This is a genomic window from Streptomyces sp. NPDC054841, from assembly GCF_053611045.1.
On record NZ_JBSGZO010000004.1, the window covers coordinates 21715 to 48061 of the forward strand.

General features: G+C 69.1%; 27 protein-coding genes and 1 pseudogene. 11 read left to right on the top strand and 17 right to left on the bottom strand.

Translation table 11 applies throughout. The annotated features are described in order from the left end of the window. Positions 1-124 precede the first annotated feature (124 nt). From ACWGI8_RS01225 to ACWGI8_RS01235, 3 genes are read right to left on the bottom strand one after another with little or no spacing between them, the layout of a single operon-like run. Positions 125-1348, bottom strand: a complete 1224-nt coding sequence (locus tag ACWGI8_RS01225) for an MFS transporter (RefSeq protein WP_453657467.1) — start codon at positions 1346-1348, stop codon at positions 125-127. 5 nt (positions 1349-1353) lie between these two features. Further along, complete coding sequence (locus tag ACWGI8_RS01230; RefSeq protein ID WP_453657469.1) at positions 1354-2727, bottom strand: NAD(P)-binding domain-containing protein; 1374 nt, start codon at positions 2725-2727, stop codon at positions 1354-1356. A 49-nt stretch (positions 2728-2776) separates the two neighbouring features. Further along, complete coding sequence (locus ACWGI8_RS01235; RefSeq protein ID WP_453657471.1) at positions 2777-2989, bottom strand: hypothetical protein; 213 nt, start codon at positions 2987-2989, stop codon at positions 2777-2779. A 106-nt stretch (positions 2990-3095) separates the two neighbouring features. Here ACWGI8_RS01235 and ACWGI8_RS01240 point away from each other — a divergent pair, with 106 nt between their 5' ends. The 3 genes from ACWGI8_RS01240 to ACWGI8_RS01250 all read left to right on the top strand — a co-directional run bounded on the left by ACWGI8_RS01240 (position 3096) and on the right by ACWGI8_RS01250 (position 5025). After that, on the top strand, positions 3096-4154 hold the full coding sequence (locus tag ACWGI8_RS01240) for a flavin-containing monooxygenase (RefSeq protein WP_453657473.1): 1059 nt from the start codon (positions 3096-3098) through the stop codon (positions 4152-4154). 51 nt (positions 4155-4205) lie between these two features. After that, on the top strand, positions 4206-4574 hold the full coding sequence (locus tag ACWGI8_RS01245; RefSeq protein ID WP_453657475.1) for an ArsR/SmtB family transcription factor: 369 nt from the start codon (positions 4206-4208) through the stop codon (positions 4572-4574). A 124-nt stretch (positions 4575-4698) separates the two neighbouring features. Continuing rightward, positions 4699-5025, top strand: a complete 327-nt coding sequence (locus ACWGI8_RS01250) for an ArsR/SmtB family transcription factor (RefSeq protein WP_453657477.1) — start codon at positions 4699-4701, stop codon at positions 5023-5025. 47 nt (positions 5026-5072) lie between these two features. On the opposite strand, the pseudogene ACWGI8_RS01255 reads toward ACWGI8_RS01250, so the two are convergent. Next, a pseudogene (locus tag ACWGI8_RS01255) lies at positions 5073-5498 on the bottom strand (DinB family protein); the annotation flags it as partial. A 354-nt stretch (positions 5499-5852) separates the two neighbouring features. Between ACWGI8_RS01255 and pstS the strand changes: the two are divergent. Next, positions 5853-6926, top strand: a complete 1074-nt coding sequence (gene pstS / locus ACWGI8_RS01260) for a phosphate ABC transporter substrate-binding protein PstS (protein ID WP_453657479.1) — start codon at positions 5853-5855, stop codon at positions 6924-6926. A 40-nt stretch (positions 6927-6966) separates the two neighbouring features. On the opposite strand, the gene ACWGI8_RS01265 is transcribed toward pstS, so the two are convergent. Genes ACWGI8_RS01265 through ACWGI8_RS01275 form a run of 3 tightly spaced genes read right to left on the bottom strand, consistent with a single transcriptional unit; the run spans position 6967 to position 9183 of the window. Further along, positions 6967-8025, bottom strand: coding sequence for an ArsO family NAD(P)H-dependent flavin-containing monooxygenase (locus ACWGI8_RS01265; protein ID WP_453657481.1), 1059 nt, complete (start codon positions 8023-8025; stop codon positions 6967-6969). Continuing rightward, positions 8022-8828, bottom strand: a complete 807-nt coding sequence (locus ACWGI8_RS01270) for an aquaporin (protein ID WP_453657483.1) — start codon at positions 8826-8828, stop codon at positions 8022-8024. The genes ACWGI8_RS01265 and ACWGI8_RS01270 overlap by 4 nt, the downstream gene beginning before the upstream one ends. 40 nt (positions 8829-8868) lie before the next feature. Beyond that, on the bottom strand, positions 8869-9183 hold the full coding sequence (locus tag ACWGI8_RS01275) for an ArsR/SmtB family transcription factor (RefSeq protein WP_453657485.1): 315 nt from the start codon (positions 9181-9183) through the stop codon (positions 8869-8871). 117 nt (positions 9184-9300) lie between these two features. On the opposite strand from ACWGI8_RS01275, the gene ACWGI8_RS01280 reads away from it, so the two are divergent. The 3 genes from ACWGI8_RS01280 to trxA are packed head-to-tail and all read left to right on the top strand — an operon-like array spanning position 9301 to position 11057. Further along, positions 9301-9714 (top strand): arsenate reductase ArsC, encoded by a 414-nt coding sequence (locus ACWGI8_RS01280; protein ID WP_453657487.1) that lies wholly within the window; start codon positions 9301-9303, stop codon positions 9712-9714. Continuing rightward, complete coding sequence (trxB, locus tag ACWGI8_RS01285; protein ID WP_453657489.1) at positions 9711-10697, top strand: thioredoxin-disulfide reductase; 987 nt, start codon at positions 9711-9713, stop codon at positions 10695-10697. The genes ACWGI8_RS01280 and trxB overlap by 4 nt, the downstream gene beginning before the upstream one ends. A 36-nt stretch (positions 10698-10733) precedes the next feature. Further along, positions 10734-11057 carry a thioredoxin gene (trxA, locus tag ACWGI8_RS01290; protein ID WP_453657491.1) on the top strand — a complete coding sequence of 108 codons (324 nt, stop codon included), beginning with the start codon at positions 10734-10736 and terminating at the stop codon, positions 11055-11057. A 104-nt stretch (positions 11058-11161) separates the two neighbouring features. On the opposite strand, the gene ACWGI8_RS01295 is transcribed toward trxA, so the two are convergent. Beyond that, a complete protein-coding gene (locus ACWGI8_RS01295; protein ID WP_453657493.1) occupies positions 11162-11530 on the bottom strand; it encodes an ArsR/SmtB family transcription factor in 369 nt (122 codons plus the stop codon). Between the two features lie 161 nt (positions 11531-11691). Between ACWGI8_RS01295 and ACWGI8_RS01300 the strand changes: the two genes are divergently transcribed. Further along, entirely contained in the window at positions 11692-12363 is a 672-nt protein-coding gene (locus ACWGI8_RS01300; protein ID WP_453657495.1) for an arsenate-mycothiol transferase ArsC, read from the top strand. A 105-nt stretch (positions 12364-12468) separates the two neighbouring features. On the opposite strand, the gene ACWGI8_RS01305 is transcribed toward ACWGI8_RS01300, so the two are convergent. The 5 genes from ACWGI8_RS01305 to ACWGI8_RS01325 form a co-directional block, all read right to left on the bottom strand. Next, complete coding sequence (locus ACWGI8_RS01305) at positions 12469-13254, bottom strand: response regulator transcription factor (protein WP_453657497.1); 786 nt, start codon at positions 13252-13254, stop codon at positions 12469-12471. A gap of 51 nt (positions 13255-13305) precedes the next feature. Beyond that, a complete protein-coding gene (pstB, locus tag ACWGI8_RS01310) occupies positions 13306-14157 on the bottom strand; it encodes a phosphate ABC transporter ATP-binding protein PstB (RefSeq protein ID WP_453657499.1) in 852 nt (283 codons plus the stop codon). A gap of 62 nt (positions 14158-14219) precedes the next feature. Next, on the bottom strand, positions 14220-15122 hold the full coding sequence (pstA, locus tag ACWGI8_RS01315; RefSeq protein WP_453657501.1) for a phosphate ABC transporter permease PstA: 903 nt from the start codon (positions 15120-15122) through the stop codon (positions 14220-14222). Then, a complete protein-coding gene (gene pstC, locus ACWGI8_RS01320; protein WP_453657503.1) occupies positions 15119-16069 on the bottom strand; it encodes a phosphate ABC transporter permease subunit PstC in 951 nt (316 codons plus the stop codon). Before pstC ends, pstA begins: the two co-directional genes overlap by 4 nt. Next, positions 16066-17046: a PstS family phosphate ABC transporter substrate-binding protein gene (locus ACWGI8_RS01325; RefSeq protein ID WP_453657505.1), complete on the bottom strand. Its 981-nt coding sequence runs from the start codon at positions 17044-17046 to the stop codon at positions 16066-16068. The genes pstC and ACWGI8_RS01325 overlap by 4 nt, the downstream gene beginning before the upstream one ends. An 836-nt stretch (positions 17047-17882) precedes the next feature. Here ACWGI8_RS01325 and ACWGI8_RS01330 point away from each other — a divergent pair. The 3 genes from ACWGI8_RS01330 (at position 17883) to ACWGI8_RS01340 (ending at position 21252) form a co-directional block, all read left to right on the top strand. Then, on the top strand, positions 17883-19046 hold the full coding sequence (locus ACWGI8_RS01330) for a hypothetical protein (protein ID WP_453657507.1): 1164 nt from the start codon (positions 17883-17885) through the stop codon (positions 19044-19046). 467 nt (positions 19047-19513) lie between these two features. Then, positions 19514-20521 (top strand): permease, encoded by a 1008-nt coding sequence (locus ACWGI8_RS01335; RefSeq protein ID WP_453657509.1) that lies wholly within the window; start codon positions 19514-19516, stop codon positions 20519-20521. Beyond that, a complete protein-coding gene (locus ACWGI8_RS01340; protein ID WP_453657511.1) occupies positions 20518-21252 on the top strand; it encodes a TIGR03943 family putative permease subunit in 735 nt (244 codons plus the stop codon). Before ACWGI8_RS01335 ends, ACWGI8_RS01340 begins: the two co-directional genes overlap by 4 nt. 168 nt (positions 21253-21420) lie before the next feature. Here ACWGI8_RS01340 and ACWGI8_RS01345 read toward each other — a convergent pair whose 3' ends face one another. Genes ACWGI8_RS01345 through ACWGI8_RS01360 form a run of 4 tightly spaced genes read right to left on the bottom strand, consistent with a single transcriptional unit; the run spans position 21421 to position 26318 of the window. Beyond that, the gene (locus tag ACWGI8_RS01345) at positions 21421-22962 is read right to left on the bottom strand and encodes an ABC transporter ATP-binding protein (protein ID WP_453657513.1); all 1542 of its coding nucleotides are present in this window, start codon (positions 22960-22962) and stop codon (positions 21421-21423) included. Then, positions 22946-23779 (bottom strand): ABC transporter permease, encoded by an 834-nt coding sequence (locus ACWGI8_RS01350; protein ID WP_453657515.1) that lies wholly within the window; start codon positions 23777-23779, stop codon positions 22946-22948. The genes ACWGI8_RS01345 and ACWGI8_RS01350 overlap by 17 nt, the downstream gene beginning before the upstream one ends. Continuing rightward, the gene (locus tag ACWGI8_RS01355) at positions 23776-24729 is read right to left on the bottom strand and encodes an ABC transporter permease (protein ID WP_453657517.1); all 954 of its coding nucleotides are present in this window, start codon (positions 24727-24729) and stop codon (positions 23776-23778) included. The genes ACWGI8_RS01350 and ACWGI8_RS01355 overlap by 4 nt, the downstream gene beginning before the upstream one ends. After that, positions 24726-26318 carry an ABC transporter substrate-binding protein gene (locus ACWGI8_RS01360; RefSeq protein ID WP_453657519.1) on the bottom strand — a complete coding sequence of 531 codons (1593 nt, stop codon included), beginning with the start codon at positions 26316-26318 and terminating at the stop codon, positions 24726-24728. Before ACWGI8_RS01360 ends, ACWGI8_RS01355 begins: the two co-directional genes overlap by 4 nt. Between the last annotated feature and the right edge of the window lie 29 nt (positions 26319-26347).

A 26347-nucleotide genomic window follows, 5' to 3' on the forward strand; every position in this document is an offset into this window, starting at 1 on the left:
AACGCAGCGAGGTGCCGTAGCTGTCGTCGTGCGCCCGCCGGGGATTACGGGACAGCCCTTAGGCGCGCATCATCGGTAAGCCAGCGCTGTGAGTTGGCAGGGAGCAGGCCACGGGGCGATACCACTAGCGCCTTGTTTGGGGTGTGTTGGTGAAGGCGGCGAAGCCTGCCGCTGCTGCGGACAGGCCGGTCAAGGTGAGGAAGAGGGCCGGGTAGCCGCCCAGCGGTCCTGCGAGGGCGGCGCCGGCGAAGGGTGCGAGGGCTGCGGCGGTGGCGCCGGGGGCGGCGAGGATTCCGGAGAGGCGGCCGTAGTGGGTGGTTCCCCAGCGGTCGGTGACGGCGGTGGCCTGCAGGAGGGTGAGGTTGCCGCGGACTGTCCCGGCGGCGACCGACAGTGCGATCAGCAGGGCGTACGGGCCTGGGGAGAGTGCGAGGGCGGCTGTGGTGATGCCGCCGAGGGTGATGAGGGCGATGGTCCGCGTCGTCACGCCGGTGTGGCGGGCGAGGGTGGCATAGAGGGTGCAGCCGAGGGTCTGTCCCGCGCCTCCGAGACCGAGGGCCCAGGCGGCTTGGGCGGTGGAGTAGCCGCGCTCGAGCAGGAGGGGGACGAGGGCGATCACGACGGCGGACATGGCGAACGCGGAGAGAGTGAGGGCTGTCGCGAGCATCCAGAAGGGCCGGCGTCGTGTGATCTGCCCGGTGTCTCTGTCGTCTGTGTGCGCGGTGACGGTATGCGGCTGCGGCCAGGGGGCCTTCAGCGCGAAGGCGTGGGCGGGCACGGTGACCACGGCCAGAATCCCCGCCAGCACGGCATAGGTGGCGCGCCAGGAGAGGTGGTCGGCGAGCAGGGCCGTGAAGGGGGCGAAGACGGTGGAGGCCAGGCCGCCGGCCAGGGTGACGATGGTCAGGGCGCGGACGTGCTCGGGTGCCCACCAGCGGGTGATGGCGGCGAAGGCGGGCTGGTAGAAGGTGCAGGCCATGGCGATCCCGGCCAGCGCCCAACCGGCGTAGAAGACAGCCAGGTTCCGGGCCGCTGCGACGACCAGGAGGCTCAGGGTCCCCAGCACCGATCCGGCGGTCATGACGAGTCGCGGGCCACGGTGGTCAAGGACGCGGCCGACGCCTATCCCGGCGAGCGCGGAGACGACCAGCGCCAGGGAGAGCGCAGCCGTTGTCGCCCCGGCGGACCACCCCGTGGCGGCGGTGATCTGCGGGTTCAGGACAGGGAACGCGTAGTAGACGATGCCCCAGCTCGTGATCTGGGTGGCGCAGAGGGCGGGCAGGGCGGCGCGAGGCCGCGACCGGTCCCCCGATCCGGTCGCGGCCACGCGGGCTTGGAGTTCGGTCACGAGAGTCAGCAGCCGCCCGAAGCGGCGGCCGGTGCACCGACGCCGATCTGCAGGGTGGCCGGTGCGGAGCAGCAGCCCCCGCCGTCGGTCCGCTCGGCCTCGGGCTCGTCGAAGAGGCCGGCTCCGCCGCAGACCCCGGTCTCGGGGAGGGTGAGTTCGACGCGGTCGGCGGCTTCGAGGTCGCCGGCGATGGCGGCGGCGACGGAGCGGACCTGCTCGTAACCGGTCATGGCCAGGAACGTGGGGGCGCGGCCGTAGGACTTCATGCCGACGAGGTAGACGCCCTGCTCGGGGTGGGCCAGTTCGCGGTGGCCGTGGGGGTAGACGGTGCCGCAGGAGTGCTGGTTGGGGTCGATGAGCGGTGCGAGCTCGATGGGTGCCTGGAGGCGTTCGTCGAGACCGAGGCGGAGCTCGGACAGGAAGGTCAGGTCCGGGCGGAAGCCGGTGAGCACGATGACCTCGTCGACCGGGTCGAGGCGGCGGCCGTCCTCGCCGACCAGCACCAGGCGGCCGTCCCCGTCGCGGTCAATGGCTTCGGTGCGGAAGCCGGTCACAGCGTCGGCGTACCCGTTGTCGACGGCTGCCTTTGCCGCAAGGCCGAGGGCGCCGCGGGCGGGGAGCTGGTCGGCCTCGCCGCCGCCGAAGGTGGAGCCGCTGATACTCCGACGCAGGATCCAGGCCGCGTGCGTCCCGGTGCCGTCCTCGGCTTGGGCGAGGTCGGCCAGGTAGGCGAGGGCGGTGAAGGCGGAGGCGCCGGAGCCGATGACCGCGGTGCGCTTGCCCGCGTACCGGGCCCGGACGGCGGGGTCCTTGAGGTCGGGGACGCGGTAGGTGATGCGGTCGGCCGCAGTTCGCTCACCGAGGGCGGGCAGGCCGCTCGCGCCGGCCGGGCTGGGTGTGGTCCAGGTGCCGGAGGCGTCGATCACGGCACGGGCGAAGAGGCGCTCTTCGCCTCCTTCGGCGGTGGTGAAGTGGACGACGAAGGGCTGCGTCTCGCGGTCGGCGTCGACGATCCGGTCGCGGCCGGTGCGGGAGACGCCGGTTACGGTGGCACCGAAGCGCACTCTGTCGCCGAGGACATCGGCCAGGGGCTGGAGGTACTGCTCTGCCCAGTCGCCGCCCGACGGATATGTGGTGGCGTCCGGCTTCACCCAGCCGGTCGGGGCCAGCAGCTTTTCCGCCGCCGGATCGGTGAGCTCGCCCCAGGTGGAGAACAGCCGCACGTGCGACCACTTGCGCACCGCGGCGCCCGCCGCGGCACCGGCCTCCAGGATCAGGGGTTCGATGCCGCGGTCGAGCAGGTGGGCGGCGGCTGCCAGGCCGGCGGGGCCGGCCCCGATCACGACGACGGGCAGCTCGGTTGCGCTGGTCTCACTCATCACATCTCTCCGGTCTTGGTTCGGATGCAGGTCTGTTGCGGGGGCGGTGTCAGCAGCAGCCGGTGCTGGTGGCGACGGCTTCTCGCTTGGCCGCCGGGTCGCAGCAGGACCCGGCCTCTTCCGCGGCCTCGCTGGTGCCACAGCAGGGGGATGCTGGCGGTGCTGCCGTAGAGGCCTGCGAGGGGGCCGGTCCGCAGCAGGATGCGGGGGCATCGGCGCGGGTGTCGCTGGACTCGGCGGCGGTGATGGCGGGCTTGTTCATGTCGACTCCCAGGTTGTTTCGAAGTTTGTCGATGCTTGCGTGATCAGCGTGGCACCTGATTCGATGAGTGTCAACATAGATATTCGTCGAAGCTAGGAGTTTCTTCATGGAGCACGCTGACGTCGTGGTGATCGGGGGCGGCCAGTCCGGCCTGGCCACCGCATACGCACTGAACCGGCACGGCCTGACGCCGGTGGTGCCGGAGGCATCCGACCGGACGGCCGGTTCGTGGACCCGCTACTACGACAGCCTCACCCTGTTCTCTCCCGCCCGGTACGGCTCCCTTCCCGGGATGCCGTTCGGCGGTGGGGATCCAGACCGCTACCCCCATCGGGACGAGGTCGCCTCCTACCTGGGCTCCTACGCCGCCCGACTCGATGCCGACGTCCGTACCGGTACGCGCGTCGCCGACGTGACTGCCGCGGGCGGCGGGTTCGTGGTCGGCCTGGACGGCGGGGGCAAGGTGGCGGCGCGGGCTGTCGTCGCGGCGTCCGGTACTTTCGGCCGCCCCTACCGGCCCATCCTTCCGGGCCCGGAGCTCTTCACCGGCACCGTGCTGCATGCTGCCGACTACCGCAGTCCCGCTGAGTTCGCCGGGCAGCGGATCGTGGTGGTGGGGGCGGGCAATTCCGCCGTGCAGATCGCTGCCGAGCTGGCCACCGTCGCGCACGTCACGCTCGCCACCCGCCAGCCAGTGAAGTTCGCCCGCCAACGCATCCTCGGCAGAGACCTGCACTACTGGCTGAAGCGCACCGGCATAGACACCGCCCCGCTCGGCCGCTTCCTGCGCACGCCGCCCACCCAGCCGGTCATCGACGACGGCCGCTACCGCTCCGCCCTCGCCGACGGCCGCCCCGACCGGCGGGCGATGTTCACCGCCCTGGACGGCTCCAAGGTGACGTGGCCGGACGGGACCGCGGAGGTGGTGGACACGATCGTGCTCGCCACCGGATACCGCCCCGACCTCCCCTATCTCGTCGGCCTGGGCGCCCTGGACGGCGCGGGACGACCCCGGCACCGCGACGGCGCCTCCCTCACCTACCCTGGCCTGGCGTTCGTGGGGCTGGAGTGGCAGCGCGCCCTGTCTTCCAACTCGCTGCGCGGCGTCGGCCGCGACGCAGCCCGAGCCGCCCGCCGCCTTGCCGCCGAGCCGGCCCGCCGTTGAGACGTGAAGCGGCCCTGGCCCCATTGGTTCGACGCATGTCAACATAGACGCATGTCGAACGTTAAGGTGCTGCCGCTGCTGGAGCCCGCCGAGTCCGTGGCGCCTTGCTGCCCGCCGCTGACCGAGCGCCCCATGAACGCCGAGGAAGCCGAGAAGGCCGCGAAGATGTTCAAGGCTCTCGGCGACCCGGTACGACTGCGCCTGTTCTCCGCTGTCGCCTCCCACGAGGGTGGCGAGGCATGCGTGTGCGACATCTCCGACGTCGGCGTCTCCCAGCCCACGGTCTCCCACCACCTGAAAAAGCTCAAAGAGGCCGGCCTGCTGACCTCCGAGCGTCGGGGCACCTGGGTGTACTACCGCGTCGAGCCCTCCGTGCTTGCCGCGATGGGCCAACTCCTCACCTCTGCAGCCACGACCTGAACCGAGCGCCCGGGGCGCGCCGCCCGACAAGGACGGCGCCCTTCGCGCGGTTACGGCACATTGCGACACCCGCCCTCACCCTTGCCTTCCAGTGAGGCTATTCATCGACTATCGTCGATTATCGATGAATGCGCCACAGAGCAAGCGTGCCTCGGAGCCGCTCACCCTCGAAGACGCCTCGCTTTATGCCGGGTGGTTCAAAGCCCTGGCCGACCCCATGCGCGTGCGCCTGCTGAACCTGCTCGCCACCGAACGCCGCGCGATGGCCGTCGGAGAGATCGTCGAGCACGTGCCGATCGGCCAGTCAACGGTCTCCCACCACCTGAAGGTCCTGGCCGACGTCCGCTTCGTACTGGCCGAGCGGATCGGCACCTCGACCCGGTACCAGGTCAACAGCGCGTGCCTGGAGTGCTTCCCGGCCGCCGTGCGCGCGATCATGGCCCAGTCGTGAACATCACGCCGCTGACAGAGGCCCACGTCGGCCAGGTACTGCCAACTCGGCGGGTAGTGCATGCCGCGCGCCAGGCCGGCCTCGGACTCCGATGCGAGCCGGCGGTGGAGAGAGGCCACCACGCGGTCGAATGTCGCCGTCATCCAGCGAGGCCCGCAGACCTTCGCCGCCGCCACCGGCCCGAGGTGGTTGACGAAGTGGAACGGCACGGTCGCCGCGTCAAGTGACCGGGCAAACGCCCTGCCGATGCCGCGGGGAAACCGCGCGACGACGCGCACCAGAACGAGCAGTACACGTACCAGCATGTAGCCGAAGAGCATGTGCCCCAGCAGCTGCTTGTTCGTCCACCGGGTGCCCTGAGTGGCCCTGCCCAGGTCGGCGTCTGATGCTGCCCCGAGCAGGCTGTGGAAGGTCTGTCGGGCACGCTCGTAGCCGTCGTACACGGCCTGCCAGTTCATCGGCTCGCTTGCCATGGCTTGCTGCTTCCGCTCGACACTGCGTGGCCGTGGTGATGCCCCCTGACGAGCTGGGTGCCAACCGCCGACGCATCACGGCCTCGGTCAAAGGGTCCCCCGTGAATCCGAACAGCGCCGCGCCACTGCGAGGCCAGCGATGCGACACTCACTGTTCGCTCCGGCTTCGCCCTCCCCGCTCAAATATCGGTGACCATCTATGCACCTGACGAGGCGTCGGCGTGCCTCTCGGACCGGTGCCCGGCACTGGGTCGCGCGCCACCGAGGACTGGGGAGTGCAAGGTGCAGCATCGAGGCAAAGGCCGCAGACGTTTCCTGCCAGTCGCAGCCGCTGTCGCCGCGGCCGCGTGTGCCATGACAGGCGCCGTGCTCATCGTCGTCAATCAGCTCGGCGATTCCAGCGGAAGCGATGACCGTGCGCTGCCGGCCCCGCCCCCGGCCCGGATCGACTGTGCCAAAGAGGGGCAGGTGGCTGGTTCCGGATCGACGGCACAGAGCAATGCGGTGGAGCACTGGATCAAGGAATACCAGCGGGCGTGCCCGTCGGTGCAGATCGCCTACAACCCCGTCGGTTCCGGCGCCGGCGTGGCCCAGTTCATGCGGCAGGCCACGGTTTTCGGCGGTACCGACGGTGCGCTGAAGCCTGCGGACGTCGAGCAGTCGAAGACTGCCTGCCCTGGGGGCCGGGCGATCGACCTGCCGATGGTCGGTGGCCCCGTAGCCCTCGGCTACAACCTCATGGGCGTCGACAATCTCGTGCTCGACGCTCAGACGCTCGCGAGGATCTTCGATTCCGAGATCACCAACTGGGACGATCCGGCGATCCGCAAGCTCAACCCGGGGGTCAAGCTGCCCGACCGGACGATTCAGGCGGTTCACCGGTCCGATGACTCCGGTACCACTCAGAACCTCAACGCCTATCTTTCCGGCGCTGCCCCTGAGGACTGGCCATATCCGAAGGAGAAGGCGTGGCAAGGCAAGGGCGGCCATTCCGAGTCCGGCTCCAGCGCGGTAGCGGGCAATGTGCGTGCCACCGAGGGGGCGATCGGCTACTTCGAGCTCTCCTTCGCCGAGAACATGAAGATCCCTACCGTCAAGATCGACACTGGAGCCTCGAGACCAGTCGAGGCCAGCCCGGACACCGCTTCGGCTGGTATCGCCAGCGCCGAAGTGGTCGGCAAGGGCAAGGACCTGTCTCTGAAGCTCGACTATGCCACGAACGCCGAAGGCGCCTATCCGATCGTCCTGGTCACCTACGAGATCGTCTGTGACAAGGGGAACCAGCGCGAGACACTTCCCGCGCTGAAGTCCTTCCTCACCTACACGGCCAGCGAGGAAGGGCAGAAGATCCTCCCCGGCATTCACTACGCGCCGCTGCCCGAGAACGTCGCTGCTCGGGTGCGACAGGTCGTGGGCACGCTTTCCTGACGGCGTCTTCAACTTTGGCGCCGTGACGGGCCGGGCTCCGTCAGTCCCGCAGAAGTTCGGCGATCTCCCGGGCGGCTTCGCGTGCGGGGCGGCCGACACCGATCAGGGTCGCCGAGGCGGGACCGGTCCAGTCGCCGTAGCCGAGCAGATGCAGGCGGGGTTCAGCTATGGCCCGTGTGCCGCCGGTGGGGATGTGGCCGCGTACCCCACGCAGACCGAGCGGGGCGAGGTGCGACAGCGCAGGCCGGAAGCCGGTGCACCAGACGACGGCGTCCACGTCCTCGCAGGCTCCGTCCGCCCATTCGACGCCGTGCCGGGTGAGCCGGGTGAACATCTGTGACGCCCCGAGAAGTCCTGCCTCACGCGTCGCACGCACCGTCTCCACGGCCACGATGTCGCCGAGGGAGGCGACCCCGCCGGTGTCGGCACGGCCGGCGTCCAGGGCGCGGCGGCGGGCGGTGGCCACATCGAAGAGGGCACGGCCGTCGATGTCGTCGGGCAGGAAGCGTGGCGGGCGTTGCGTAGCCCAGGTCAGTTCGGTGTGCGGGGCGAGATCCGCGGCGATCTGAGCGCCCGAGTTGCCGCCGCCGACCACGATCACGCGCTGCCCGGCGAAATCCTGCGGACTGCGGTACTCGACCGTGTGGAGCTGGGTTCCTCCGAAGGCAGAGCGACCGGGGACAGCGGGCAGGAAGGGGCGGGACCAGGTGCCGGTCGCGCTGATGACAGCGCGGGCGCGCCATTCTTCGGTGTCGGCCTCGATGTGCAGAAGCCTGCCGTCGCGGTGGACTGCCTCCACGCGTACGCCGTGCCGTACGGGGAGCTCGTACCGCTTCTCGTAATCGGCGAGGTACGCGACGACGTGCTGCGCGTCCGGGTAGGTCCGAGCCTCCTGGGGCGGCATGAGCCGTCCCGGCAGTGACGAATAGGCGGCCGGCGAGAACAGGCGCAGGGAGTCCCACATGTGTTGCCAGGCGCCGCCCGGCGTGACATCCGCGTCGAGAATGACGAAGTCCACGCCCAGGCGGCGCAAGTGGTAACCGGCGGCGAGCCCGGCCTGGCCGCCGCCGATCACCACCACCTGCGTCTGCTGGGTCATGCGGCGGGCTGCGCCTCGTTGGCTCGGCCGGGAATGAAGATGAGCGCCACCAGGGCCAGGCCCACGACGGCTCCGGCCAGTTGGGCGCCGATGAACCCGGGGACCGAGGCAGGGGCGATCCCCGCGAAGGTGTCGGTGAACGCGCGGCCGATGGTGACGGCCGGGTTGGCGAAGGACGTGGACGAGGTGAACCAGTACGCGGCGCCGATGTAGGAGGCAACGGCCACGGGAGCGAACCGGAGCCGGTCGGTGCGGGCCAGGCCGAAGATCAGCAGGATGAGACCGGCGGTGGCAACCACCTCACCGAGCAGCAGGTTCCCGGCGGAGCGGTCGTGCGTGGACCACTTCACCAAGGGCTCGCCGAACATCGCATCGGCCAGCACGGCACCGGCGATCGCACCGACGATCTGAGCCGGGACGTACACCGCCGTCTCGCGGGCGGTGACTCCGGCACCGCTACGGCGGGAGGTCCACCACTCGGCGAGGGTGACAGCGGGGTTGAAGTGCGCTCCGGAAACGGGACCGAGCAGGGCGATCAGCACCCCGAGGCCGAAGACCGTGGCGATCGAGTTGGCCAGGAGCTGGAGGCCGACATCTTGCGTGAGTTCGGTGGCCTGGATGCCGGAGCCGACCACGACCGCGACGAGGGCCGCAGTACCGACCAGTTCGGCGGCAGCCCGGGCCACGAGCGGGGTGCGGGGCGGAGTGGCGCCCGGCGCCGACTGCACCTCCGTGCCAGCTATGGGCGAATCCGCTGTGGTCTCGACAGTCGTCTGGGGAGAAGCGGCCTCGGTGGCGCTCAACAGAACTCCTCGATGCGTGCAGTCGCGCGGTGCGCGGTGATCAGGGGCAGGACCGCTTGAGGTTCGCTTCGGCGGTGGCGCGCGCGGTCTTCGCGAGATCGGCGAACTGGCCTGCGAGTGAGTCGATGACTTCGGGCTTCAGCCGGTAGTACGTGAACCGCCCGCATGGCTCGGTCTCGACCACGCCCGCTTCGCGCAGCACCTTCAGGTGGTTGGAGAGGTTGGTCTGCCGCGCGCCGGTCTCTTCGACCAGGTGCGTGGTGCAGAGCGTCTCCTTGGCGAGGAGGGTCACGATCTGGAGCCTGAGCGGGTCGGCCAGAACCCGAATCAGGTCAGTGTCGACTGACGTCATCATGGAGTGATACTTTCACATCAGTGGCCGCTGACGCCACCAGGTGCTGATGTCATTCGTGCCTGATGTTCCCCGCGTGACGTGGCACGACACGGTTCGCGAGACTAGAGAGAGACCTCCATGGCCGAGAAGCCCTCCGTTCTGTTCGTCTGCGTCCACAACGCCGGCCGCTCCCAGATGGCTGCCGGATGGCTGACCCACCTGGCCGGTGACCGCATTGAGGTGCGCTCTGCGGGCTCCGCTCCTGCCGACCAGGTCAACCCGGCTGCGGTCGAGGCCATGCGCGAGGTCGGCATCGACATCTCCGCTGAGACCCCCAAGATCCTGACCGTGGACGCGGTCAAGGAGTCGGACGTCTGCATCACCATGGGCTGCGGCGACACCTGCCCGGTCTTCCCCGGCAAGCGGTACCTGGACTGGCAGCTGGAGGACCCGGCGGGCCAGGGTGTCGACGCCGTACGGCCGATTCGCGACGAGATCAAGAAGCTCGTCGAGGGACTGATCGAGGAGCTCGCCCCGGAGAAGACCGCGTGAACTCCGGAGCGGAGATACGGAACGTCATCGTCATAGGTTCCGGACCCGCCGGATACACCGCCGCTCTGTACACCGCCCGGGCACAGCTCAAGCCCCTGGTCTTCGGCGGCGCGATCTTCGTCGGCGGCTCCCTCACCACGACCACCGAGGTCGAGAACTTCCCCGGATTCCCCGAAGGCGTCGACGGCCCCGTCCTCATGGAGAACATGCGGGCCCAGGCCGAACGCTTCGGCGCCGAGATCATCGAGGACGACGTCGTCTCCGTCGACCTGACGGGCGACGTCAAGGAAGTCACCGACACCGAAGGCACCGTCCACCGGGCCAAGGCAGTGGTCGTCGCCACCGGCTCCGGCTACCGCAAGCTCGGCCTGTCGAACGAGGACGCTCTCTCCGGCCGAGGGGTGTCCTGGTGCGCCACCTGTGACGGCTTCTTCTTCCGCGACCGCGACATCGTCGTGGTCGGCGGTGGAGACACCGCCATGGAAGAGGCCACCTTCCTCACCCGCTTCGCCCGCTCCGTCACCGTCGTCCACCGCCGTGGCACCCTGCGCGCCTCGCAGGTCATGCAGAACCGCGCCTTTGCCGACGACAAGATCTCCTTCGCCTTCAACAGTGAGGTCGCCGCCATCCACGAGGAGAACGGAACCCTCTCCGGGGTGACCCTGCGCGACACATCCAGCGGCGAGACCCGGGAGCTCGCGGCCACGGGACTGTTCATCGCGATCGGCCACAACCCGCGCATCGAACTGTTCAAGGGGCAGCTGGACCTGGACGCAGAGGGCTACCTGAAGGTCGCCTCGCCGTCGACCCGGACGAACATCCCCGGAGTCTTCGCTGCCGGTGACGTTGTCGACCACACCTACCGCCAGGCAATCACCGCAGCCGGCTCCGGCTGCGCCGCGGCCTTGGACGCGGAGCGGTACCTCGCCGCACTCGGGCACGCCGCGGCCGGGGAGCCGGAGCTGACTTCGGTCACCGCCTGACCGACAACACCTGCAGGAGAAGGAAGGAGGCCGCACGTGGCCCTCAAGAGCGTGACGGACGATTCGTTCGAGGCGGACGTCCTCAAGAGCGACAAGCCTGTCCTGGTCGATTTCTGGGCGCCGTGGTGCGGTCCCTGCCGTCAGCTGGTGCCGTCACTGGAGAAGATCGCTGAGGAGCACGGCGACAAGATCGAGGTCGTCAAGCTCAACATCGACGAGAATCCCGACACTGTCGCAAAGTACGGCGTGTTGTCCGTCCCGACGATGAACCTCTACGTCGGCGGTGAGGTGACCCAGACGATCGTCGGCGCCAAACCGAAGGCGGCCATTGAGCGGGAACTCAACGGCGTCATCGGCTGACGTGCCGTTCTTGGCGGGAGTGCGTCAGCGCATCCCCGCCATGAGCCGGCGAGCAGGCGTGGCGAGCGCCGGTCGCCAGCGGATGAACGCCTGATGAAAGAACGTCAGGCCGTCGAGGGGTCGAGGATGTCGCGCACCCGGCGCAGTCCCTCCGCGTTCACGGAGTACCAGACCCATGTGCCGCGGCGCTCCCGGTCCAGCAGGCCGGCCTCTGTCATGAGCTTCAGGTGATGGCTGACGGTCGGCTGGCGCAGGCCGAGGCACTCGGTCAGGTCGCAGACGCATGCCTCGCCGCCGGGGGCGCGCTCGATGAGCCGCAGCAGCTGCAGCCGGGTCGGGTCCGCGATGGCCTTCAGCATGACGGCAAGCCGCTCGGCCTCCGCGCGGTCGATGAGCAGGCAGGACAGACCCGGACCGCAGGTCTCCGCCTTCTCCACCGCGGTCTCGGCCCCGCCGTACGTAGTGATAGCCATCTATTCACCATAGGCGCGGCACCAGTGACCGCCCGGGGATCGAAGGCGCATTCGATCCGTTGTTCACCAAGGGTTCACCTTCCCTGCCCGCCTGGGCATGACATAGATCACTGCCTATAGTTCGAGGCAGGGTCTGGTGCGGATCCTGGAAGGAGCGAGCCATGGATGATCTGGGTCCGCTCGGTCCGGCCATGCCTGCCCTGCGTGATGCCCACGCGGTGATTGACCGCATCTCTCGGCGTCTGTGTGCTCGATACGGCCGTACGTTCTCCCAGCAGACCGTGGAGAGCTACGTGGACGACTGCGCGCTGCTGCTGGCATGCCGGGCCCGCATCGGCAAGCACCTGCCGGTACTGATCGAACGCTTCGCCGACCAGCGCTTGGGCGCGCTCGCCAAAGCATCGGGCCTGACATCGAAGCCTGTGCCGGAAGTCCTCTTCGTGTGCACGGAGAACGCCGGGCGATCCCAACTGGCGGCAGCTCTGCTGCGGCGGCGCGAGGGCGTCGCGGTGTCGGTGCACAGCGCGGGATCCGAACCTGGTGCGGACATCTCTCCGGTCGTTCGCGCACTGCTGAGTGAGCAGGGGCTCAGCACGGGCGAGGAGTTTCCCAAGCCCATCACCAGCGAGGTCGTTGCCGCTGCCGATGTGGTCATCACTCTCGGCTGCGGGGATGCCTGCCCGGTATTGCCCGGCCGCCGCTACCTGAACTGGGATCTGCCCGACCTGTCGGGCCTGGACCTGGAGAGCGCACGACAGGTGCGCGATGCTTTGGAGGCCCGGATCGGTGCTCTGGTGGACGAGCTGACCGAGGCCCGTCCGGCCATTGCATGACCTGCCTCCTGACCTGACTGCCGCGGGCTCCAGCCGCGCCGTCTGCCGTGGCCTGCACATCGGAAGTTTCTGCAGGGCTGCTCCGAGCAGTGGGTTGGCCCGGTCTCAGGGGGAGGATACGGAGTCGGACGGCCGTTGCCGGCCGGGACCAGGGTTGCACTCGAGGCGGTATCCCATGCCGCGGATGGCGTCGATGGTGCAGCAGCTGCTGGGCCCCTCGCGGAGCTTGTTGCGCAACCTGCGCACGTGCACGGTGAGCGTGTTGCTCTCCAAGTGCTCGGTGCCCCAGAGAGCGTGGGTGAGTTCGCTGCGGCTGACCACACGGTTGGCGTGCTGCATCAGGTACCGCAGCAGCATGAATTCACGTACCGGCAACTGCAGCGAGCGTCCGCGTACGTAGACATGTAAGCCTGCGGGATCAAGCTCGATGTCACCGACGGTCAGCGTCTCGGCCGGTCCGTCCCCCTCGGCGCGGCTCGCTGTGAGCAGGGGCAGGATCTCATCCGCGCGATAGGGACGGGCGACGAAGGCCACGGCCCCGGCCTCCACCGCGGCGGTGGCCTCCGTGGCACCGTCGGCGCCCACGCCGACGATGACGGGGACCGGGTGGAGCTTCGCGATCAGTTCGGTGACCTGGGCTGCGCCGACCACTGGCAGGGGCGCAGCGAGGAGCACCGCGCCGGGGTGGTGTGCTCCCACCTGCAGCAGTGCCTCGGCTCCGTCGTGGCAGACGATCGTGCTCACGCCTGCGGCAGCGAAGCGGGCCGTGACGCGTTTGGCGAGTGCCGCGTCCGGCTCGGCCAGCAACAGGTCCGGCGGCCGGCTGGCTTCTGGGCCTCCGCCGCTGCGCTGTTGCGCAGTCACCGGCCGCTGATGTGCCTCTTGGGTCACCCGTTGTACTCCTTCACGTGATGCGCAAAGGGGCGGACATCGGACGTGGTCTCAGCCGAACCGGCCGGAGATGTAGTCCTCGGTCCGCTGGTCGGAGGGATTGCTGAAGAGCGTGCCCGTCTCGTCGTACTCGACGAGACGCCCATGCCGTACCCCCTTGGCGTCGACATCGGCCGAGAAGAAGGCGGTGCGCTCGGAGACCCGGGCGGCCTGCTGCATGTTGTGCGTGACGACGATGATCGTGAACTCCTGAGCCAAGTGCTCCATGAGGTCCTCGATCTTGGCGGTGGCGATCGGGTCGAGCGCCGAGCAGGGCTCGTCCATCAGGATCACCTCGGGCTTGACCGCGATGGTGCGCGCGATGCACAGGCGCTGCTGCTGGCCTCCGGAGAGAGCCAGGGCGGAGGTCTTGAGCTTGTCCTTGACCTCGTCCCACAGAGCGGCGTGGGTCAGGGTCTCTTCGACGAGGTCGTCGAGGTTGCCCTTGAAGCCGCCGACACGGGGGCCGTAGGCGATGTTGTCGTAGATGGACTTCGGAAACGGATTGGGCTTCTGGAAGACCATGCCGATGCGTCGGCGGACCTCGATGGGATCGACCTCGCGTCCGTAGAGGTCCTCGTTGTGGTAACGGACCTTGCCGACCACTCGGGCACCCGGAACGAGATCGTTCATCCGGTTGAAGCAGCGCAGGACGGTGGACTTCCCGCAGCCCGAGGGACCGATCAGCGCGGTGATCTGACGGTGCCCAATGTTCATGTTGACGTCGCGTACGGCCTCGTGGTCGCCGTAGAAAACGGACAGGCTGCCGACTTCGAAGACCGGACTCGCCAGCGGCGGCGGCACCTCGCGGTGGGCGACATGCGGGGGCCGGGTGCCGCCGGAGAGATCGGAGGGAGGGGGCATGGGGCTCTCCTGCTCGGAGTGGGCAGTCGGTTCGGTGCGGTCGGGTATCGGGGACACGGCGCTCACCACCGGCGGGCGAAGTGGTTGCGCAGCCAGATCGCGAGCGAGTTCATGGCCAGCAGGATCACCAGCAGGATGACGATCGCTGCGGATGCCAGTGCGGTGAACTCGGCGCGGGACTGGCTGATCCAGTTGAAGATCTGGATCGGCAGGACAGTGAACTGGCTCTGCACTCCGGTCGGGTTGAACGTGATGAACGTCAGTCCGCCGAGCAGGAGGAGCGGTGCGGCCTCGCCGATGGCTCGGGACAGCGCGAGGATAGAGCCGGTCGCCATGCCGGGCACGGCGGCGGGCAGGACCTGACGCCAGATGGTCTGCCACTGGGTGGCGCCGAGGGCGAGGGATGCCTGCCGGATGGACTGCGGCACAGCACGGATCGCCTCCCTGGAGGAGATGATCACGATGGGCAGGACGAGCAGCGACAGCGTCAGGGACGCGGTCAGCACGGTCTGGCCGAAACCGAGGCCGCGCGCGATCACACCCAGGCCGAGGATGCCGTAGACGATCGAGGGGACCGCCGCGAGGTTCTGGATGTTGATCTCGATGGCCCGGTTCCACCACCGGTGCGGATCGGCGTACTCCTCCAAGTAGATCGCGGTGAGAACGCCGGTGGGCAGGCAGTAGATCGCGGTGAAGGTGATGACCCAGATCGTGCCCATGATCGCCGACTGGGCGCCGGCGTTCGAGGGGTCGATGATGTCGGGGAAGTTGGTCCACAGCTTCGAATTCAGCCGGGGCCAGCCCTCGACGACGACGTAGGTGAGCAGGCCGACGAGGAAGACGACACCGATGGCCAGCGAGGCCCAGAGGCTGAGCTGGAAGAACCTCTCCCGCAGCGGCATACCGCGTCCCTTGAGGCGCGGGACGTCAGGCAGGTCCGTCGTGGTGGCGGTGTGGGAGCTCATTCGTACACCTCGCGGTACTTGCGCACCAGGCGGATGCTGATCAGGTTCATCACGAGCGTCATGGCGAACAGGAGCAGGCCCACGGCGAAGATCGTCTGGTAGCCGGTGGAGCCGGTGGGCAGGTCACCGATGCCGGCCGCTGCGATGAACGCGGTCATCGTCTGCATGCCTTCGAGCGGGTTGAAGGACAGATTCGGACGTCCACCGGCCGCGATGGCGACGATCATCGTCTCGCCGATCGCCCGGGAGATGCCGAGCACGACCGCCGCGACGATGCCGGACAGCGCGGCCGGGAACACCACCCTGGTGGAGACCTGCATGCGTGAGGAGCCGAGCGCGAACGCACCGTCGCGCAGGGAGCGGGGCACGGCGTTCATGGAGTCCTCAGCGAGCGAGGCGATCGTGGGGATGATCATGATGCCCATGACGAATCCCGCCGAAAGCGCGTTGAAGACCTGCGGGGGGTCACCCGCCGGCCAGAAGTCCTGCAGCAGCGGCGTGATCGCCTTGAGCGCGAAGAAGCCGTAGACCACCGTCGGGATGCCGGCGAGGACCTCGAGTACCGGCTTGAAGACGCCGCGTACCCGGCGGCTCGCGTACTCGCTCAGGTAGATCGCGGCGCCGAGCCCGAGCGGGACGGCCACGAGGAGGGCGATGAGGGTGACCATCAGCGTGGCGGTCACCAGGGGGAGGACGCCGAAGTGCGGCGGTTTGAACAGCGGCGCCCAGTCGGTGCCGGTGATGAAGTCGCCGAAGTTCACCTTGCCGAAGAACTCAGCCGCGGGCGGGATCAAGGCAACGACGATGCCGATCGTCGTCAGTACCGAAACCAAGGAAGCGGCCACCAGAAGAACCCTGATGACCCTTTCGCCATAGCGCGGCTGGGACCGCTTCAGGAAGCCGGGGCTTCCCGAAGCGGCCCGCCGCCCGATGCCCGGGGAGGTCATGACTTGTGCTGCTCCCGCAGCGTCTCGAGGTCCTTCTTCAGCTCGGCCTCCTGCTGCGCGTTCAGCGGCACGAATTGGGACTTCTTGGCGATGTCGGCGTTGTTGGCGACGTAGTACTCGACGAACGCCTCGACTTCCTTCCTGTCGAGCGCGGTGGCGTTCGGGTAGATGAACAGCGGGCGGGACAGCGGCTTGTAGGTGCCGTCCTGGACGGTGGCCTGGGTGGGCTCGACGCAGCCGTTGCCGCCGTCGATCTTCAGGACCTTCACCTTGTCCTTGTTCTCCTCGTAGTACGACAGACCGAAGTAACCCATGCCGCCCTTGGAGCCGGAGACGCCCTGGACGGTGACGTTGTCGTCCTCACTGGGCGAGTAGTCGGTGCGGGACTTGCCCTCTTCACCGTTGATGGCCTGGGTGAAGTAGTCGAACGTGCCCGAGTCGGTGCCCGCGCCGAACAGCTCCAGCTTGACGTCCGGGAACTTGGGGTCGATCTGCTTCCAGTTGTTGACCTTGGAGCCGGGCTCCCAGATCTTCTTCAGCTGGTCGACAGTCAGGCACTCGGCGAAGTCGTTGTCCTTGCTCACCACCACGGACAGACCGTCGTTGGCGACTTGGAACTCCTCGTACTTGATGCCCTTCTTCTCGCAGGCCGCTTTCTCCTCGTCCTTGATCGGCCGCGAGGCATCGGAGATGTCCGTCTCGCCGGCGCAGAACTTCTCGAAACCGCCGCCGGTACCGGACGTGCCCACCGTGACCTTCACGCCCGGATTCTGCTGCTGGAAGAGCTGAGCCGCCGCCGTGGACAGGGGAGCCACTGTGCTGGAGCCGTCCACCTTGATCGTGCCGGCGAGCTTGTCACCGCCGCCGCCACCCTGGGAGCCCGCGTCGGCACCGCCGCACGCGCTCGCAGCGAGGATGACAGCTGCCGTCAGAGCCGCCGGAGCCGTGGCCCGGCGCAGCGAAAGGGGGATGTTCACGTAACTCTCGATCCTCGTGAATGCCGGGGGCACCGGCCGGATGGATGAGGTGTGCTGCGCGCGTCGCTTCGGACACCTGAATCGAAGCTCGTCTATGTGAATGCGAGGTGTACGGACCCCTGCCGCGTGATGAATATAGCAATCCATCTATATAGAGGGATCTTGATTTAATCTGCCTCGGGTGCTCTCTGGCCCGTGGAAACCAATACCTGGCCATGCGGAGCTCTTCAGGGCGCTGCGAGTCGGGTGGGGCTGCACGGCGTCTGACGCCTCTCGCGGTCCACCTGCCGGCGGGAGGGCGTGCCCGATTCGTATTCGCCTCTCGCCCGCTTGCGTACGGCCGGGAGCGCCAAAGCGTCACTCACCGATGATCGCCTATATTTCTGCGGGCGAAAACCCCGAATTGCCCGGATTGGGGGTGTCGTGCCGTACCTCGTGTGGGAGGCGCTACGCGACTCCCGACTTGTTGCCGCGGATGGCGTGAGGAGCTCTCATGGCTCCGACCGGCTCGCGTTCACGTTGTCTCAGTGGGAGGGAGCAGTGATCGCCACGTACCAGGTGACCGCAGATTGGTACACAGGCATCACAGCCCTCTGCGTGCCGCATGGAATCGCTGAGCGACTCTTGGCCACGCTCGGAACGGACGCATGGGAGCCATCGGCTTCGCCGGACGACTGGTCCGAGCCGTTGCCACCCATCCTCGGTCGTCAGACCGACCCACGTGGCGACCGGCCTGACCTTGCAGGTGGGAAATGATCTAGTCGTTCGCGGGAAGCGGTCCACTGTGGCAGGGCCATCGCCGCTGGCCAGCGCATTTCGTCGGTTCCCCGCGGGTGGTGGCAGCACTCCGTCTCACCGAGGGTGTCGCCGAGACGACCCGGCAGAGGTTTGAGCAACTGCGGACCGCGTTCATCCACGGCGTGCTCTGCTACGAGCTGTTCACCCTCGTCGAGGACAGCACCCGGCTGGCGCTGGAGCAGGCGCTGCGCGACCGCTTCGCCGCCCATCACAAGGATCAGGAAGTCGAGGTCCGGGACTTCCGAGGGCGCATCCACCGGATCCCGGCCTCGAGCTACCCGGAGTTCTTCCAGCTGCTGCGGAAGATCCGCAACCCGGAGATCCGCATGGGCGGCTCGCACGACTGGACGCGGTTCAACGGCATGCTCGCCGGACTGCTGACGTGGGCCCGCAAGGAAGGGCTGGTACCAGGCCAGCGCAACCGCAGCCGCGACCCCGCCCGCCAGGCACTACGCAACATGGTCGCGCACGGCACCTACCACCTCACCACCCCGGTGGACGCCGCCCGGAGCCTGTCCGACCTCGCGGAGATCATCAACCACCTGTGGGGACAGCCCACCCCCGGAGGACGCCTGTACCCGGCGCCCGTCGACAGGCCCGTCATTGCCATCGGCTGGTCCGCTGAACGGGCCATGACCGTCATGGGACTCGCCGACCAGCTTGCCGACACCCGCGACGACACCGAGCTCACCTACATCCTCGTCCGTGCCGTCCACGGCGACCCCAACCTCATGGAGTTCGACAGCCGAAGGGCGACGACCGCATTCCCCGCGCAGTACATGTGGGGCCCGGGCACGCGGGATGAGGCCCTCGCTTGGCTGGACTGCGAAGATCCCTCTCCCGACCAGTGCGACTACCTCGACCAGGTCGTGCTGGTGCGGACGCTCGATGGGCAGGTCGACCTGCCGTCCTACCCCGTCATCGCGGCCGGGCTACCCAGCGACGAGCAGACGGGCACCTGGTACGCCGTGCGCGTCGACCGGCCTCTAGACGCGCTCGGCCATGTCCGCGCTGTCGTGGGAACCGAGTCCGGACATGCGCCGGACGGAGAATGCAGGAGCTGCCCGGCGGACACTCTGGCCAAGGGCGACATCGCCGCGGTGCTGGAGGCGGCGCGACGCGCCGGTGCGGACACCGAGCCGCTGTATGTCCCGGACGTCCGCACACCCATCGCCGCGTCCTTTCCCCGGCCGCTGCCGTAGGCGGGTATCTGTGCTAAGGGCTGTCCCGTAATCCCCGGTGGATCAGCGCGCGGCGTCAGATGCGGTGCATCGCAAGGCGGAGGGTCGTCCTCATACTGGGCGTATTCGGGCGATCCGACAACGCAGCGAGGTGCCGTAGCTGTCGTCGTGCGCCCGCCGGGGATTACGGGACAGCCCTTAGTTCCAGGGATGACCCGCCAGGCCGTGAGGAGTACGGAAAGATCGGCTGTCATGGACTCGAGAGAAGACTCGGTGCCGTCGGCGAGGGTGGCATAGAGGGTGCGGCCGAGGGTCTGTTGCGTCCCTCCCAGGGGGTGCACACAGCCCTGGCCGAGCATCCCGCCGGCCTGTCGTCGTCGACGCACCAAACGCGCACCGGAAGAGTGAGCAGTTGTGCCGGAGCCGGCGTACTGAAGGTGGAGGGGAACCGACCCACGAAGCCTTTCCGTACCGGAGGTACCTCACCCGTGACCACCAAAGCAGCCCCGGCGCGGGTTGACGACCGCGAGGCGGACGACGCGCAGGGTTGGCAGTTCAACTCATCCCTCGTGCTGACGATGCTGCTGCTTCCGGTGGTTGTGCTGCAGGGGCCGATCCGCCGGGCACTGGCCGCGCCGGTGATGCAGAGCTGGATGACCGTGTTCGTCGCGGTGGTCGTCCAGGCCCTGCCCTTTCTCGTGCTCGGCGTGCTGCTGTCGGCGATCATCGCGGTGTTCGTCCCACCATCGTTTTTCGCCCGCGCGCTGCCGAGGCGGCCTGCCCTGGCGGTGCCGGTGGCCGGGATGGCCGGGGCGGTCCTGCCCGGCTGCGAGTGCGCCTCCGTGCCGGTGGCCGGGGCGCTGGTACGCAGGGGCGTCACCCCCGCTGCGGCGTTGACGTTCCTGCTGTCCGCCCCGGCGATCAACCCGATCGTGCTGACCGCCACCGCCGTCGCGTTTCCCGGCAACCCGCGCATGGTCCTCGCCCGGTTCGTGGCGAGTCTGCTCGTGGCGTGCGCGATGGGCTGGTTGTGGCAACGGCTGGGCCGCGCCGACTGGCTGCGCCCACCGACCCATCCGTCGCTCGAGGGCCTCGGCAAGGGGGCGGCATTCTGGGGATCCATACGGCACGACGTGATGCACGCAGGCGGATTCCTCGTCGTCGGCGCGATGGCCGCGGCCACGCTCAAGACCGTGGTACCGGCCGGCTGGCTGCACACCGCGGCCAACAACCCTCTGGTGTCGATCCTCGCCCTGGCGGCGCTTGCGGTGGTGTTGTCGATCTGCTCCGAGGCCGACGCGTTCGTGGCCGCGTCCCTGTCCCAGTTCTCGCTCACCGCCCGGCTGGCATTCCTCGTCGTCGGGCCGATGATCGACCTGAAACTGTTCGCCATGCAGGCCGCCACGTTCGGCCGCGGATTCGCGCTGCGGTTCGCCCCCGCCACCTTCACCCTGGCCGTCCTGGTGTCGGCCCTGGTCGGGGCGGTGCTGCTGTGAACCGGCAGGCGCAAGCAGCCGTGCTGTTCCTCGTCGGCGGCGCGGTGCTGCGTGCGGGCCTCACCGACCTCTATCTGCGCTACGTCAAGGCCGGGCTGCGCCCGTTGCTGCTCGTGGCCGGCATCGTCCTGATCGTCACCGCCGTGGCCACCGTCTGGTACGAACTGCGACGGCCACGCGCGGCCCAGGAGGACCAGCCCGAGCGTGAGCCAGACGACCGGCGCGGCCATGCCCACCGCGAACCACGGATCTCCTGGCTCCTCCTCCTGCCCCTGTTCGCCCTCATCCTGGTCGCCCCACCCGCACTGGGCTCCTACAGCGCCATGCACACCGGCACGGCCCTGCAAGAACCCCCGGGCTTCCCCGTCCTCCCCGCCGACGACCCCCTCCCGCTCGACGTCGTCGACTACGCCGGCCGCGCCGCCTACGACCACGGACGCTCCCTCGGCAACCGCCGGATCAAGGTCACCGGCTTCATCGCCCTCGACCGCGGCGGCGCGCCGTACCTCACCCGCATGGTCCTCAACTGCTGCGCCGCCGACGCTCAACCCGTCAAGATCGGCCTGTCCGGGCGGATTCCGCCCATCCTGCAGCCCGACTCGTGGTTCGAAGTCACCGGCACCTACACCGGCAAGCGGACCAAAGACCCCGTCAACGGCGGCGTCATCCCGTTCATCAACGTCATCCAGGCCAGGCCGGTCCCCGCCCCTCCCAACCAGTACGGAGACTGAAGAGGGCGAGTGCGCCATCTGCCCGAGCAGCCGCCAATGAGTGCGCCACGTCGAACTTCCGGGGAGGCGTACTACTGGCGGCTGCTGCACTGGATGGTCAGGTCCAGCGCTTCGGAGATGCGGCAAGCGGAGGGAGCTTCCACGGCTTCCTCCTACTGTGGCCGACCGTCAGGGACGCGTATCCGCTGCCGGGCGCGCCGAGCCTCGCACGAGTGAAGCGGTGAACCCGTGCCGCGGCGCGGTGAGTACCTGCTGCGCCGGTCCCTGCTCGATGAGCTCGCCGGCGTCCAGTACGGCGATTCGGGCGGCAGCCGCTGCGGTGTCGAGGTCGTGGGTGATCAGGACCAGGGCCAGTTCGGGTCGGTCGCGCAGCAGGACGGCGAGCGTGTCCAGGAGGCCGCGCCGGGTGACCGTGTCGAGGCCGGAGGTGATCTCGTCGCAGATCAGCACCCGCGGCCGGGCGAGCAGGGCCCGGGCGAGCGCGGTCCGCTGCAGTTCGCCGCCGGACAGCTGACCTGGCCTGCGGCGTACCAGCTCTTCCGTGAGGCCGAGGCCGGACAGGGTGTTCAGGGCTTCGGTGAGAGCCTCTCGCGGGTCCGCTCCGCGCAGGCGGACCGCCGTGCGTGCCACCTGGTCGACAACCGGCCGGTATTCGTCGAACGCGGCCCTCGCGTCCTGGAAGACGTACTGGACCGCGGCCAGTTGTTCACGGGTCCGGGCGCGCAAGCTGCGCGGGAGCGGGGTACCGTCGAGCAGGACCTCGCCTTCGTAGTCCCGGTGGAGTCCGGCGAGGCAGCGGGCGAGCGTGGTCTTGCCGCTGCCGGAGCGGCCGACGACGGCCACGCACTCGCCCGCGCGAACGGTGAGTTCGGGGATACGCACCACTTCCTTGGTACTACGGGGGCCGTCGCGGTGCCGCGCAGTGAGACCACGTACTTGGAGTGCTGCGTGTCCTTCACGCGCGGGTGGACGCTCACCCATGTCCCCTTCCGATGCCAGTAGTTCGACGGTCCAGGGATGCCGCGGAGCGAGCCACAGCTGCTCCGCGGGAGCTGCCTCCACCACTCGGCCGCCACGCATGACCAGAACCTCGTCGGCCAGCGCCCGGACGACGTCCAGGTCATGGCTCAGCAGGACCACCGCGATGCCCTGCCGGGCGATCGCCGCCAGCTGGTCGACAATGCGCCGCTTCGTCACCACGTCCTGCCCCGTCGTCGGCTCGTCCGCGACCACGGCCCTCGCACCCAGCAGCAGAGCCTGTGCCAGGACGAGGCGCTGCTGCTGGCCACCCGAGAGCTGGTGCGGATAGCGGCGCAGCAGGGACTCTCCCTCCGGGAGCTGGGCGACGGCGAGGGCCTGCTGGATGCGCGCTCGAGCCGCTGCCCGACGCTCGGGCCCGGGCAGCGTCCGCACCTGGTCGCGGGCGATGTCCCGCAGCAGTAGGCCGACCCGGCGTGCCGGGTTGAGGACGGCGCCGGGGTGCTGGGGTACGTATCCGACGAGACTGTCGGATACGCGCACGTCGCCGGTCACCCGGGCACCCGCCGGGTACTCGCCGAGCAGCGCGAGGCCCGTGGTCGTCTTGCCACTGCCGGACGCGCCGACGAGCGCGGTGACCTTCCCGGGCCGGACCTGAAAGCTGACCCCATCGACGATCGCCCGGCCGCCGATCTCGACGCGTAGGTCCTCGACCTCAGCGACCGCGTCCACGCCCGATTCCTCTCTTCCGGTGAGGCTTTTCCAGTACGGCGTCGAAGAGCAGGTTGCTCCCCATGGTCAGGGCGACGATCAGCAGGGCCGGCACCACCACGGCCCAGGGCTGGACGAACAGCCCCGTACGGTTGCGGTCCACCATCACCGCCCAGTCGGAGGCGTCCGGCGCGACACCGACGCCGAGGAACGCCGCGGTGGCCACGAGGTAGAGGACGCCTGTCAGCCGTACGCCCGCGTCGGCGGCGAGTGTGCGCGTGATCGACCTGCCGACGTAGCCGACGGCCAAGCGCCACCACGTCTCTCCCTGCATACGCAGTGCTTCGACGGCCGGGCGTGAGGCCGCCTCGGCCGCGGCCGCGCGGACGATCCGCCCGGCGTCCGGGATGTTGACCAGGGCCACCAGCAGTGACAGGCCCACTGCCCCCGGCGAGAAGACGGAAGCCACCAGCAGGATCAGCAGCAGCGACGGCACGGCGAGCAGCACGTCCAGGGGCCGCATCAGCAGCTCTTCGAGCCATGTCCGGTGGGTGAGCGCGCTGATGAGTCCGAGCGGAAGGGCCACCAGGTAGGCCAGAGCCGTCGCGGCGAGGGCGACGAGGACCACGGACCGCCCACCGAGCAGTATCTGCTGCCACACATCCCGGCCGACGAAGTCGGTGCCGAGCCGGTGTCCACCACCGAGCGTGAAGGAGGGCGCTCGTGGCCCGGACTCGCCCGCGAAAAGCGGCCCGAGCAGCGCGATGGCGAGCGGTACGACAACGATCACCAGGCCGAGCATGAAGCGTCCCGGCCGGACGCCGGCACGCTTTTTCATGCCGCCACCCCCGCCCGGGGCGCGAAGCGGCGGGCAACCAGGTCGGCGCCCAGATTGAGGACGACAGCGGTCAGCCCGAAGACCACCGCGAGGCCCTGCACCACGGGAACGTCCCGTTCCGCGACAGCATGCATCAGTACCGTTCCCAGCCCGGGGATCACATACAGCGCCTCCACGACGATGACCCCGCACAGCAACCAGTCGACCGTGCGCGCGAGCTGCTGGGCGGCAGGCGCGATCGCGTTGGGCAGCGCGTGCGCGTAACGAATACGGACGCCGGAGATGCCGTAGCGGCGAGCCTGGGCGACATACGGCGAGGCGAGTGCGTCGATCATGCCCGCCCGTACCAGGCGCGCCAGCGAACACACCGGCCGCGACAGCAGGACGAGAACGGGGATCACCAGCGCCGCGGGGTGCGCGAGCAGGTCGGTGCCGTAGCCGACGGCGGTCGGCGGCAGCCAGCCAAGACGCAGAGCGAACACGGTGACCAGCAGCACGCCGAACGCGAACTCCGGGACCGCGTACACGCCGAGCGTCACCGAACTGACGAGCCGGTCCACGAGCCTGCCCTCGTGCCGGGCGGCCAGCACACCGAGGCCGACTCCCACCGGCACCAGCAGCACCACCGTGAGCACGGCGAGCAGCACGGTCGGCCCGAAGCCGTCCGCGATGTACGTACTGACGGGTCGCCCCGAGGCCAGGGAGGTGCCGAAGTCGCCGTGCAGCAGCCCGGCCGCCCAGTCCGCCAGGCGTTCGTGGGCGGGCCGGTCCAGGTGCATCGCCGCACGGATGGCGGCGATCCGCTCAGGGTCGGGCTGGTCGCCGGCGAGTGCCACGGCGGCGTCGCCCGGCAGCGCCTCGGTGAGGGCGAAGACGAGCAGCACGACGGCTGCCGTCTGCGCCCCACCGAGCAGCAGCCGCCGGGCGACCCAGGACCGGGGTCCGATCACGCCAGCCAGACCTTGTCGAAGCGCGCCCAGTCGAGAGAGTTGGCAGGCGCCTTCTGCTCGACGCCCCGGACGCCCCGGGCGGTGCCGAGGATCCAGTCGGCGAAGCCCCAGATCAGGAAGCCGCCCTCGGTGTGCAGGCGGCGCTGCATGCGCTCGTAGACCGCGGCGCGCTCCTCCTTGTCCTTGGTGGACTGTGCCTGCTGGTACAGGGCGTCGAAGTCCTTGTGCCGCCAGTGGGTCGCGTTGGTGGTTGACCCCGTGAGCAGGCGCTGGGAGATGTGGGACTCGATGGGCATGGCGCCGGAGCGGTAGGAGGCCAGGGTCCCGGAGTCGAGGATGTCCTTCCAGTAGCTGTCCTTGCTGCCCAACTTGATCTCGATGGTCACTCCGGCCTTGGCCGCCTGGTCACGGAAGATCGCCGCTGCCTCGGTGAATCCGGAGGCGACGGGGGAGGTGTCGAGGGTGACCTTGAGCTTCTCGGCGCCGGCCTCCTTCAGCAGCTTGCGGGCCCGGTCCAGGTCCTGTTCGCGCTGAGGAAGGCTGCCGGCGTAGTACTCGTAGCCCTTGCCGAACAGGTCGTTGCCGATCTCACCGGCGCCGGACAGGGCGCCGTCGACCAGTTCCTTGCGGTCGGCGATCAGGAAGAACGCCTCGCGGACCCGCTTGTCGTCGAACGGCGGCCGGTCGGTCTTCATGACGAAGCCCTGCATGGCGCTGCCCGGCAGCCGGACGATCTGGATCTGCCCCTTGTTCTCGTGGGCGCGGGCGGTGGCGGGGTTGAGTTCATGGGCGTACTCGACCTGCCCGCCGAGCAGGGCGTTGGTGCGTGCCGATTCCTCGTTGGCGACGACGAATTCCAGCTCGTCGAGGTACGGGGCGCCGTCCCAGTAGGCGTCGTTGCGCTTGAAGACGGCGGACTTGCCGGGCGCGAAGGACACGAAACGGAACGGGCCGCTGCCGACGGGCTTCCTGTCGAAGTCCTGAGCGCCCTCGGGGACGATGTACGCGCCGAACGCGGCAAGTACGTTGGGGAATTCGGCAGTCGGGCGCTTGAGGACGAACTCGACGGTCCGCTCGTCCAGGGCTCTGCTCGCCTTCAGGTCGATGGGCTCCAGTGATGCCTTGGCCCGGAACGCCTTCGCCGGGTCGGCGATGCGGCGGTAGCTGTAGAGGACGTCCTGGGCGGTCACCGGCTTGCCGTCGTGGAAGGTCGCCTTGCGCAGGGTGACCTTCCAGCGGTCCAGGCCCGCGTTCGGCTGCCAGGCCGAGGCGAGCCGGGGCTGTGCGGAAAGGTCGGGTCCGTAGTCGGCGAGCTTGTCGAAGAGGGCCTTGGCGCGGGCGGCGTCGGCGAAGAGGTTGCTCAGGTGCGGGTCGAGGGTCTCGCTGGCACCGCCGCCTGCGAAGGCGGCGCGCAGCCGTCCGCCGCGCTTGGGCTTGCCCTCTGCCTTGGCGGAGGCAGGGGTGGTGCCGGAGCCGGCGCACCCGGCGAGGGCGAGTGCGCCGAGTCCGGCCGCGCCTCCGGCTGCGGCGAGGAAGCCCCGGCGGCGCAGGCCGGGAAAGCGGGAGTCGTCGACGGGGACGTCGTTCATGTGGGTGTCCTTGCTGTGCGAGCGGATAT

Bases quoted from the DNA above. Each gene is read 5' to 3' on its own strand.
- ACWGI8_RS01230 (WP_453657469.1), bottom strand. From the start codon at position 2,727: ATGAGTGAGACCAGCGCAACCGAGCTGCCCGTCGTCGTGATCGGGGCC.
- ACWGI8_RS01235 (WP_453657471.1), bottom strand. From the start codon at position 2,989: ATGAACAAGCCCGCCATCACCGCCGCCGAGTCCAGCGACACCCGCGCC.
- ACWGI8_RS01240 (WP_453657473.1), top strand. From the start codon at position 3,096: ATGGAGCACGCTGACGTCGTGGTGATCGGGGGCGGCCAGTCCGGCCTG.
- ACWGI8_RS01245 (WP_453657475.1), top strand. From the start codon at position 4,206: ATGTCGAACGTTAAGGTGCTGCCGCTGCTGGAGCCCGCCGAGTCCGTG.
- ACWGI8_RS01250 (WP_453657477.1), top strand. From the start codon at position 4,699: ATGAATGCGCCACAGAGCAAGCGTGCCTCGGAGCCGCTCACCCTCGAA.
- pstS (WP_453657479.1), top strand. From the start codon at position 5,853: ATGACAGGCGCCGTGCTCATCGTCGTCAATCAGCTCGGCGATTCCAGC.
- ACWGI8_RS01265 (WP_453657481.1), bottom strand. From the start codon at position 8,025: ATGACCCAGCAGACGCAGGTGGTGGTGATCGGCGGCGGCCAGGCCGGG.
- ACWGI8_RS01275 (WP_453657485.1), bottom strand. From the start codon at position 9,183: ATGATGACGTCAGTCGACACTGACCTGATTCGGGTTCTGGCCGACCCG.
- ACWGI8_RS01280 (WP_453657487.1), top strand. From the start codon at position 9,301: ATGGCCGAGAAGCCCTCCGTTCTGTTCGTCTGCGTCCACAACGCCGGC.
- ACWGI8_RS01295 (WP_453657493.1), bottom strand. From the start codon at position 11,530: ATGGCTATCACTACGTACGGCGGGGCCGAGACCGCGGTGGAGAAGGCG.
- ACWGI8_RS01300 (WP_453657495.1), top strand. From the start codon at position 11,692: ATGGATGATCTGGGTCCGCTCGGTCCGGCCATGCCTGCCCTGCGTGAT.
- pstB (WP_453657499.1), bottom strand. From the start codon at position 14,157: ATGCCCCCTCCCTCCGATCTCTCCGGCGGCACCCGGCCCCCGCATGTC.
- pstA (WP_453657501.1), bottom strand. From the start codon at position 15,122: ATGAGCTCCCACACCGCCACCACGACGGACCTGCCTGACGTCCCGCGC.
- pstC (WP_453657503.1), bottom strand. From the start codon at position 16,069: ATGACCTCCCCGGGCATCGGGCGGCGGGCCGCTTCGGGAAGCCCCGGC.
- ACWGI8_RS01350 (WP_453657515.1), bottom strand. From the start codon at position 23,779: ATGAAAAAGCGTGCCGGCGTCCGGCCGGGACGCTTCATGCTCGGCCTG.
- ACWGI8_RS01360 (WP_453657519.1), bottom strand. From the start codon at position 26,318: ATGAACGACGTCCCCGTCGACGACTCCCGCTTTCCCGGCCTGCGCCGC.